The 8,871-nt window shown below is 75.8% G+C and carries 5 protein-coding genes; 4 read left to right on the top strand and 1 reads right to left on the bottom strand.

The genetic code is table 11. The features are described 5' to 3' along the window. The first annotated feature begins 212 nt into the window (after positions 1 to 212). From ACWFR1_RS36300 to ACWFR1_RS36285, 4 genes are all read left to right on the top strand, one after another. On the top strand, positions 213 to 1,757 hold the full coding sequence (locus ACWFR1_RS36300; RefSeq protein ID WP_453559280.1) for a hypothetical protein: 1,545 nt from the start codon (positions 213 to 215) through the stop codon (positions 1,755 to 1,757). After that, complete coding sequence (locus ACWFR1_RS36295) at positions 1,754 to 2,464, top strand: hypothetical protein (protein WP_453559277.1); 711 nt, start codon at positions 1,754 to 1,756, stop codon at positions 2,462 to 2,464. Before ACWFR1_RS36300 ends, ACWFR1_RS36295 begins: the two co-directional genes overlap by 4 nt. Continuing rightward, the gene (locus ACWFR1_RS36290; protein ID WP_453559274.1) at positions 2,461 to 3,378 is read left to right on the top strand and encodes a hypothetical protein; all 918 of its coding nucleotides are present in this window, start codon (positions 2,461 to 2,463) and stop codon (positions 3,376 to 3,378) included. Before ACWFR1_RS36295 ends, ACWFR1_RS36290 begins: the two co-directional genes overlap by 4 nt. Before the next feature lie 96 nt (positions 3,379 to 3,474). After that, complete coding sequence (locus tag ACWFR1_RS36285) at positions 3,475 to 8,196, top strand: hypothetical protein (RefSeq protein ID WP_453559272.1); 4,722 nt, start codon at positions 3,475 to 3,477, stop codon at positions 8,194 to 8,196. 55 nt (positions 8,197 to 8,251) lie between these two features. Here ACWFR1_RS36285 and ACWFR1_RS36280 read toward each other — a convergent pair whose 3' ends face one another. After that, positions 8,252 to 8,620 (bottom strand): hypothetical protein, encoded by a 369-nt coding sequence (locus tag ACWFR1_RS36280; protein ID WP_453559270.1) that lies wholly within the window; start codon positions 8,618 to 8,620, stop codon positions 8,252 to 8,254. Between the last annotated feature and the right edge of the window lie 251 nt (positions 8,621 to 8,871).

The raw sequence follows: 8,871 nt of genomic DNA, 5'->3' as shown, positions 1-8,871 counted from the left end.
GCCGCCGGCATCTGGCACAACTGGACCACCGGCGCCGCAGTCAAACGCTCCCTGATCGCCTACGACCACTGAAGACATCGGACTCATTCATCTAGAGGTCCGCCGGATCAAGGTCGGACAGGCCCTGACGGCCGGCGCGGCAGCCCTCCCGGAGCCCGGTCGCATCTGCGCCGTTTCGACCGTTGTCAGTTCGAGGACCTAATCTGTCCACCGTGACTTCGCCTGCCTCGACGGACCTCGCTCCGCCCCAGCTCAGCGCGGCGCCGCGGCCCGCGCAGGGCCCGGCCGCCGACGAAGGGCTCGCGCGGCGCCTCCGCGCGCTCGCGTGCACCGCCCCGCTGCACGACCTCGACGCGCGCAAGGCGAACCTCGCCGGCGAGTACACGGTCTACGCGATGGCCGAGGTGGCCCTCTCCGCGATCGACCTCGTCACCCTCAACATGGACTTCGACACCGGCGCCGACCACGAGCAGATCGTCGCCCGGCTGCTGCCCCGCGTCGCCGCCCAGGCGCCCTCCCGGCCCGCCGCCGAGCACGAGCGCGTGGCCCGCTGGGTCCTGGAGAACCTGATCAACGTCGGCAGCGTCGACCGGGGCTTCCGCGCCGTCTACGGCACCTTCGGCACCGACGGGGTCTACGTCCGCAGGGACTACGACTTCAAGCTGATCGAGGAGGTCCCGGGCTACGGAGGCGGCGTCTACCTCCGCACCACCGACGAAGCGGTCAACGTCCTCGTCGGCGCCCTCGACACCGACGTCACCAGCGCCCAGATCGCCGCCGAGGTGAAGCTGGAGGTCCTCATCAGCCGGGGCCGCCTCGCCGACGCCCAGCTCGCCGCCGAGCAGGCGCGCTACCGGACCGTGCAGTACGCCGAGAGCCTCCGCAAGACCCTGGAGGCCACCCGGCGCAACGTCCGCGCCGTGGACTGGCTCCAGGCGGTCCCGGACATGATCGACGAGGCGCTCGACCACGTGGCCGACCGCTACCGCCACGAGAACGCGATCCTCACCAACATCCGCAAGGCCCGCGACGAGGCCGAGGCCGCGACCGACGCGAAGACGGCCGAGCACAAGCGCCGCGCCGCCGAGCTCGTCGACATAGTGAAGGACTGCATCCGGCGCCACACCCAGCTGCAGTCCCGCCTCCTGGAGGCCGGACCGCTCTTCCGGGCCGAACAGGACCGGCAGGCCTTCGCCGCCCCCACCGCGTACACCGGCCTCGACCTGTACGGGCAGCTGGTCGCCCCGATCCTGCCGCTCCCTGTCGAACAGGCCGCCAAGGTCACCGACGCCTTCTTCGCCCACGGCACCGGACTGCGCACCCCCGCGTCCGTCCGCCTCGGCGACCTCGTCGACCTGCTGTTCACCCCGCCCGTCGAGCGCGAGCACCTCGGCGCGGAGATGCCCGAGCCGGACCTCATCGCCACCCCCGACGACTCCCGCTTCAGCGAGGAGCAGCTCGCGAGCGCGATGCGCCTGCTCGACCTGGAGCACGACGCCCCGCGCCGCCTCTCCGGCCTGCTCGCCGAGGCCCGCCTCCTCGACGACGACCTGCCGTACCTCGTCGCCCTGCTCGCCGTGCACGCCGCCAGCCCCCCGGTCGGCACCGCCTACCGCCAGGGCGAGGAGCGGCTCCTCTTCGCCGTGGACGACGGCACGCCACTCGACGACCCGGAGTTCGGCGGCGCCGACCTCATCGTCGGTACGGCACTCCTCGACGCGGTGGGCATGGCCGCCGACCGCTCGGAGGCCACGTGACCCCCACCCCGATCGCCGCCGCGGACTCCTCCGACACGTCCGCTCCCGGTCCCGCGGCGCGGCAGGAGCCCGTGACGGCCGCGACGGACACGGACCGGCCCCAGGCCGAGCCGACGGCACCCGAGCCGTCCGCGCCCGAGTCGGCCACGCCGCGGCCTGCTGAAGAGCGGACCCCTGCTGCCGAGCCGGCCCCTGCTACCGAGCGGACCCCTGCCGAGCCGGCCCTGGCCGACGGGCCGACCGGCGCCGCCGCCGTACCCGGCCCCAGGCCGGCGCCGACGGCGCCCGGAGAGCAGCGCGAGCAGGATCTTCCGCCGCTGCCCGAGCCGCTGCCCGAGTCGGCCCGTCCGGACACCGGCCGGAGCCGTACGGAGGCCCGTACCGAGGCCGGCCCGCGCGTGCGGGCCGTGCGTGTGGACCGACCCGCCGGCGCGCGCGGCGATACCGGCGCCGAGCCGCCCAGGGAGCCCGGCACGAAGCCCCGGCTCGGAGCCGTACCGGCGCCGGAGCCGTCCCGCGCCGACGCCGCGGCCCGGCGCAGGAGCGCCCCGACCGTGCGCGCCGTTCGGCTCGCGGAGGGACCGGCCACGCCCGCCCGCCGCCCGGCGTCCGCTCCGGCGGCCGTCACCCCCGTGCCGCTGCCCCTGCCCCGACCCGCCACCCACGACGTACCGCCCGAGAGCCGCACCGAGGAGCCCCAGCCGTGAGCGAAACCCACGCCGAGTACGCCGACGCGTGGAGCGAGCAGGAGCCCCCGCACCCCCAGGCGGCCCCCGCGCCCACCCCGTCCTCCTCGTCCGCCGTCACCCCGGCCGACGCCGCCGACGCGGCCCGGCTCGTCTCCTTCGGGCTCCAGCCCAAGCTGCTGCCGGCCCGGGACGCCGAGTACACCGAGCTGCTCCGCCGCTACCGCGAGGACCCCGCCTTCGCGCGCCTCGCCGACGCCGTCGCCACCGGCCTCGGTCTCGTCGTCCTGGAGGTCTCCCCGCGCGCCGGGATGGCCGTCACCGCCGGCGAGGACTCCGTCTTCGCCGTCCGCATGGGCGACTACGCCCGCCGCGCCTCGACGGACTCCGCCGACCGGTTCCTCCATGGCCTGGCCCACCTCGCCGTCGCTGCCATGGCCTTCCCCCGCCCCGAGGACCTCGCCGACGACGGCTACATCGGCCGTCTCACCGTCAACGGCGTCGACGCCTTCGTACGCCAGGCCTGTCTACGCCTGGAGCAGCGGGCCGAGGAACAGGGCGAGAACACCGACCCGGCGTCCGACGCCCCCGGCCTGGAGGCCGGCTGGCGCGTCTACGCCCGCCGCAGCGCCACCGGCGCCACCAAGGACGCCCGCCGCCTCGCCGGATCCACCACCGGCATCGTCGGCAAGGCCGCCGCGTTCCTCACCGACTCCGGCTTCCTCCAGCGCACCGGAGACGAGGGCGGCGGCTCCTACCGCACCACCGCCCGCTACCAGCTCCAGGTCCGCGACATGGCCGGTTCCGCCGCCATGGCCGAGCTCCTCGACCTGGGCGTCGTGCCGGTCAGCGACGGCTCCGCGACCCTCGTCCCGCCGCCTGAGGGCGACGACCTGGAGCTCGCCGCCGACGCGGGCCTGCCGTTCCACGCCTAGCGGGTGTCCAGCCGACAAGACACCCCCTGACCGCCCGCGCCTCCGCCCCCGCGCAACCGACCTTCCTGAGCACGACGAGCACGAGAGTCCCCCGCCATGTACGAGCTGTCCCGGGTCCGCCTCTACTCCATCGGCCCCGCCGGTGCGCGCTACGCCGACACCGTCCTGGACCTGCGCGGGGTCGGCGCGCCCGTGCCCCACCCCGCCCCCACACAGGCGGAGTTCTTCGAGGACGAGCCGGTCGGCCCGCCGCGCCGCCCCGCGCCCGCGGGCGTGCTCTTCCTGGAGAACGGCGGCGGCAAGTCCGTCCTCCTCAAGCTGATCTTCTCGGTCATGCTCCCCGGCCACCGCAACACCCTCGGCGGGGCCAGCTCCGGCGTGCTGCGGAAGTTCCTCCTCGCCGACGACTGCGGGCACGTCGCCCTGGAGTGGCAGCACACCCTCACGGGCGAACTCGTCGTCGTCGGCAAGGCCAGCGAGTGGCGCGGCCGTCAGGTCTCCAACGACCCGCGGAAGTTCGCCGAGGCCTGGTACTCCTTCCGGCCGGGACCCGGGCTCAGCCTGGACAACCTCCCCGTCGCCGAGGCGACCTCCGTCCGCCGCCCCGTCGAGGGCGCCTCCGGAGCCACCGGCCGACGCCGCACGATGAAGGGCTTCCGCGACGCCATCACCGAGGCCGGCAAGGCGTACCCGCACCTGGAGGTGGTCTGGGAGGAGATCCACGACCGCTGGAACGAACACCTCGGCGAGCTGGGCCTCGACCCCGAACTCTTCCGCTATCAGCGCGAGATGAACGCCGACGAGGGCGAGGCGGCCGGCCTCTTCGCGGTCAAGAAGGACTCCGACTTCACCGACCTCCTCCTGCGCGCCGTCACCGACACCCGGGACACCGACGGCCTCGCCGACCTTGTGAGCGGCTTCGGCAGCAAGCTGGGCCGCCGAGCCGAGCTGACCGCCGAGCGCGAGTTCACGGCCGGCTCCGTCGACCTCCTCGGCCGCATCGTCGAGGCCGCCGGGACCCGATCCCACGCGCGGGACGTCCACACGGCCGCCGAGCGCCGCACCCGCACCCTCGCCCGCCGCCTCTCCGCCCGCGCCGACGAGGAGCGCGGCCGGGCCGCCGAGCTCGCCCAGCAGGTCACCTCGGCCGCCCACGCCGTCGCCGAGGCCGAGACCGCCCGCGGCCGCGGCGCCCTCATCTCCGCGGAACTCGCCTACCGGCACGCCTCCCTGGCCCTGACGGTCGCCGAGAAGGGCGCCGCCTCCCAGCGCCGCGAGCTCACCGACGCCCGCACCATGCACTCCGCCTGGCAGGCGGCCGAGGTCGTCCTCCGCCACCGTGCCGCGGGCGACCGCTCCGCGCGCGTGGCCGCCGCCATCCGCGAGGCCGAGCGGGACGCCGCCCCCGCCCTCGCGGCCCGCGCGGAGGCCGCCGCCGATCTCGTACGGGCCCTCGCCGCGGCCGCCGAGGAGGGCGAGCGTCACGCGGCCGAGGAGGAGGAGCGCTCCACGGCCCTCCAGGACGCGAGCGAGACCGCCCACCGTGACGCCACGGCCGCCGCCACCGAGGCCCAGCGCGCCCGCAGCGAGGCCGGTCACCTGCGCCAGCGGCTCGCCGAGGTCGAGCAGGAGACCGCCGAGGCGGTACGGGCCGGCTGGCTCGACGACACCGCGCCCGACGCCGACCCGGCCAGGGCCGCCCTCGCCGCAAGCGACGCGGAGAAGACCGCCGTCGCCGTCTGGGACACGGCCCGCGAGGCCGCCCGCACCGCCGCCGACCGCGCCCGCGAGACCGCCGGCGCCGAGTCCCGCGCCGAGCTCGCCGCCGCCCGTGCCGCGGACGCCGCCGAGGCCGCGGGGAACGCCTACGACGCGGAGCGCCGCGCCGCCGAGTCCCTCGCCTCCGAGGAGCGCCTCGCCGAGCTGCTGAGCCTCCCGTCCGCCGGCTCGCCCCTCCCCGGCCAGCGCGCGGGCGTCACCGGCCGGTCCGAGGCCTCCGGCGACCCCGCCTCGCAGGACGACCCCGAGAGCGCGGCCGCCCCCGCCGCCGGAACCGCCCCCCAGGGGCCCCTGACCGTCACCGAGTTCGACCGGTACGCCGACGAGCTGCGCGGCATGCTCGACCAGGCCGTCACCTCGGCCGAGCGGCAACTCTTCGAACTGCGCACCGCCGCGGCCGACGACTCCCGCATCCTCGGCGCCCTCGGCGACGGCGGTCTGCTGCCGCCCGGCCCCGACGTCCTCGCCACCGTCGAGTACCTCGGCGAGCAGGGCATCCCCGCGCTCCCCGGCTGGCGCTACCTCGCCCAGGCCGTGGACCCCGCCGACCACGCCCGCGTCCTCGCCGCCCGCCCCGAACTCGTCGACGGCGTCGTCATCACCGACCCCGTCTCGTACGGCCGCGCCCGCGAGGTCCTCGGCACGGCGGCCCTGCTGCCCCGCTCCACCGTGGCCGTCGGCACGGCCGCCGCCCTCCTCGCCCCCGTACCGACGCAGGACACGGGCGAGCGCGAGGACAGCGGCGTCTACAGCGTCTTCCTTGTACCGCCGAACCCCGCCATGCACGACGAGCAGGCCGCCGACGAGGAGCGGCACGCCCTGCGCGCCCGCGCGACCGCCCGCGACGAGGAGATCCGTACCCTCGCCTCCCGCCTCGCCGGCGACCGCGCCCTCGCCTCCCGGATCGGCGCCTGGCGCGCCGACTGCCCGCCCGGCATGCTCGCCGAGCTCGCGGCCGTCGCCTCGACCGCACGCGAGACCGCCGAGGCCGCCGCCGCGACCCTCGCCGAGGCCCGTACGGCGCGCGGCGAGGCCGACGAGGCCGCCGCCGAGGCGGCACAGCTCCGGGACGAGCGCCAGGAGGCCGCCCAGCGCGCCCGCCGCGTCGCCGACGCCCTCGCGGGCCTGGCGTTCCGGCTGCGCGAGCGCCCGGCCTGGCAGGCCAAGCTCCGTGAACTCGCCGAGGACGCCGCCGAGTCCGAGGCACACGCCCAGACCTGCCTGGAGCGTGCCCGCGCTGCCGACGAGGACCGCCGCGCGACCCAGCGCGCCGCCGACGACGCCCACCGCACCGCCCGCGCCCTGCGCGCCGAGCGCGCCGAGATCGCCGGCGCCCCCGACACCCTCCCCGACGAGGACCCGGCCGCGCCCCGCACCGCGCTGCCCACCCTCCGCGAGGCCTACCGGGCCGCCTCCCAGCTGTACGAGAAGGTCGGCGTCGGCGCCGACCTGCGCGCCGAGCAGGCCCGCGCCGAGAGCGACGAGTCCGCCGCGCTCGCCGAGCTCGACCGCCTCACCAACAAGGTCCGCACCCGCGCCGAACAGCTCCTGGAGTCCACCGACGGAGCCGACGGCCCGTCCCGGCAGGCCGCGGCGGCCCGCGCCGAGTCCCTCGTCCAGATGCTGGAGTCGCGCGCCACGGAGGCGAGCGAGAAGCTCGGCCGGCTCCGCGGCGAGGCCGAGCGCCTGGCCCCCGAGGACGGCGAGGCGCACACCGAGCTGCCCGAGGACCGGGTGCCCGCCGACGCCGAGCAGGCGCAGGCCCTGCTGCGGACCGCGACCGGCGAACTGGCCTCCCGTACCGACGCCCTGGAGGCGGCGCGCGCCGCGCACGCCGGGCTGCTCCGGGGCCACCGGGACGCCGAGGACGCGGCGGGCGGCTTCGACGAGACGTCGGCCCTCCTGCGCGATCTGCTCCGCGACCACACCGACGAGGAGCACGACGCCTCCGAGACGTACACCGGCACCCTGGAGGAGGCCCGTACCACGGCCGGCGAGGCCCGCCGCGCGCTGCGCGGCTGCACCGCCGAACTGTCCGCCGCCGACGCCGCCGTGCGCGAGGCGAGCGACATCCTCGTCCGGCACGCCAACTCCACCCGCTACGAGCAGGTCCGCACCCCGGCGCGCCAGCAGATCCGCGAACTGCCCGCGTCCGCCCTGCCCGAGCACGCCGCCAAGTGGGCCGAGGCCTTCGCACCCCGGCTCCGGGTCCTCACGGACGAGCTGGAGCAGCTGGAGCGCAACCGCGACTCGATCGTCGACCGCCTGCGCGGTCTCGTGGAGTCCGCGCTCGCGACGCTCCGCTCCGCGCAGCGGCTCTCCCGGCTCCCGGAGGGGCTCGGCGAGTGGTCGGGCCAGGAGTTCCTGCGGATCCGCTTCGAGGAGCCCGATCAGGCCACGCTCGCGGAGCGGCTCGGCGAGGTCGTCGACGAGGCGACCCGCGCCGCCGTCAAGAAGAACTCCGACCTGCGCCGGGACGGCATGTCCCTGCTGCTGAGGGGCGTTCAGGCCGCGCTCGAACCCCGCGGCGTCTCCGTGGAGATCCTCAAGCCGGACGCCGTGCTGCGCGCCGAGCGGGTGCCCGTCGGGCAGATGGGCGACGTGTTCTCCGGCGGCCAGCTGCTCACCGCGGCGATCGCCCTGTACTGCACGATGGCGGCGCTCCGCTCCAACGACCGGGGCCGCGACAAGCACCGCCACGCGGGCACGCTCTTCCTGGACAACCCGATCGGCCGCGCCAACGCCACGTACCTGCTGGAGCTCCAGCGGGCCGTTTCGGACGCGCTCGGCGTCCAGCTGCTTTACACGACGGGCCTGTTCGACACGACGGCGCTGGCCGAGTTCCCACTGGTGATCCGGCTGCGCAACGACGCCGACCTGCGGGCCGGACTCAAGTACATCAGCGTGGAGGAGCACCTGCGCCCGGGCCTGCCGCAGGCGGCCGGGGAGGGGGAGTCGATCCACGGCGAGATCACGGCGACGCGGATGTTCCGCCGGCACACGTCCGACGACCCCACCGCGCCCCCGGCCACCGCCTGATCCATGACGGAGCGGCCCGGCCCCACAAGGGACCGGGCCGCTCGTTCTCCGTCTGTCAGGCCGCCTCGGAGAGCTGTCCCGCCTCCGACCGGACCTCCGCGCGCCGCTCGCGGCGCGGCCTGCGCGCCGTACTGCTCGGCTCCGACACCACCCCGTGGCGCTGGCGCCACACCTGACGGGTGATCCAGACGTCGAGGACGCTCCAGGTGGCCACGACCGTCGACGCCACCGCGCCGATGGTCATCGGAAAGGCCAGCCAGGCGCCCGCGACCGAGCAGAAGAAGGCCACCACCCCCTGGACGAGCGTCACCGACGTGATCATCACGGCGCGTACGGCGGCGGTACGCACCGGATCGGGCATCCGCTGCCGGCCCTTCTCGTCGTCCACCCACAACTGCCGCGCCGCGCGCGACTCGTGTTCCATCGTCCTGTCACTCCCCACCGCTGTACGCCTCCAGGGGTGGCTGCCCGCTGTGTGCCCCTTTACGCGGACAGGGCCCTCCCCGTACTCATTGACGCACGGGAGAGGGAAAAGGTTTCGCCTGAATCTGAGCGGAACGCGCAATTCCAGCCATCTCCGCAGGCCGGAGAAATGGCACACCATCAGGTGTCCTGTGCCACAGTGGCCGATCCCAACTCCCCGAATACCAGGACATCTCATGATCAACACTCACT

The sequence above is a fragment of the Streptomyces sp. NPDC055103 genome (genome assembly GCF_053607625.1).
The sequence above is the reverse complement of the archived record's forward strand: the minus strand, read 5'-3'. Positions and strand labels throughout refer to the sequence as shown.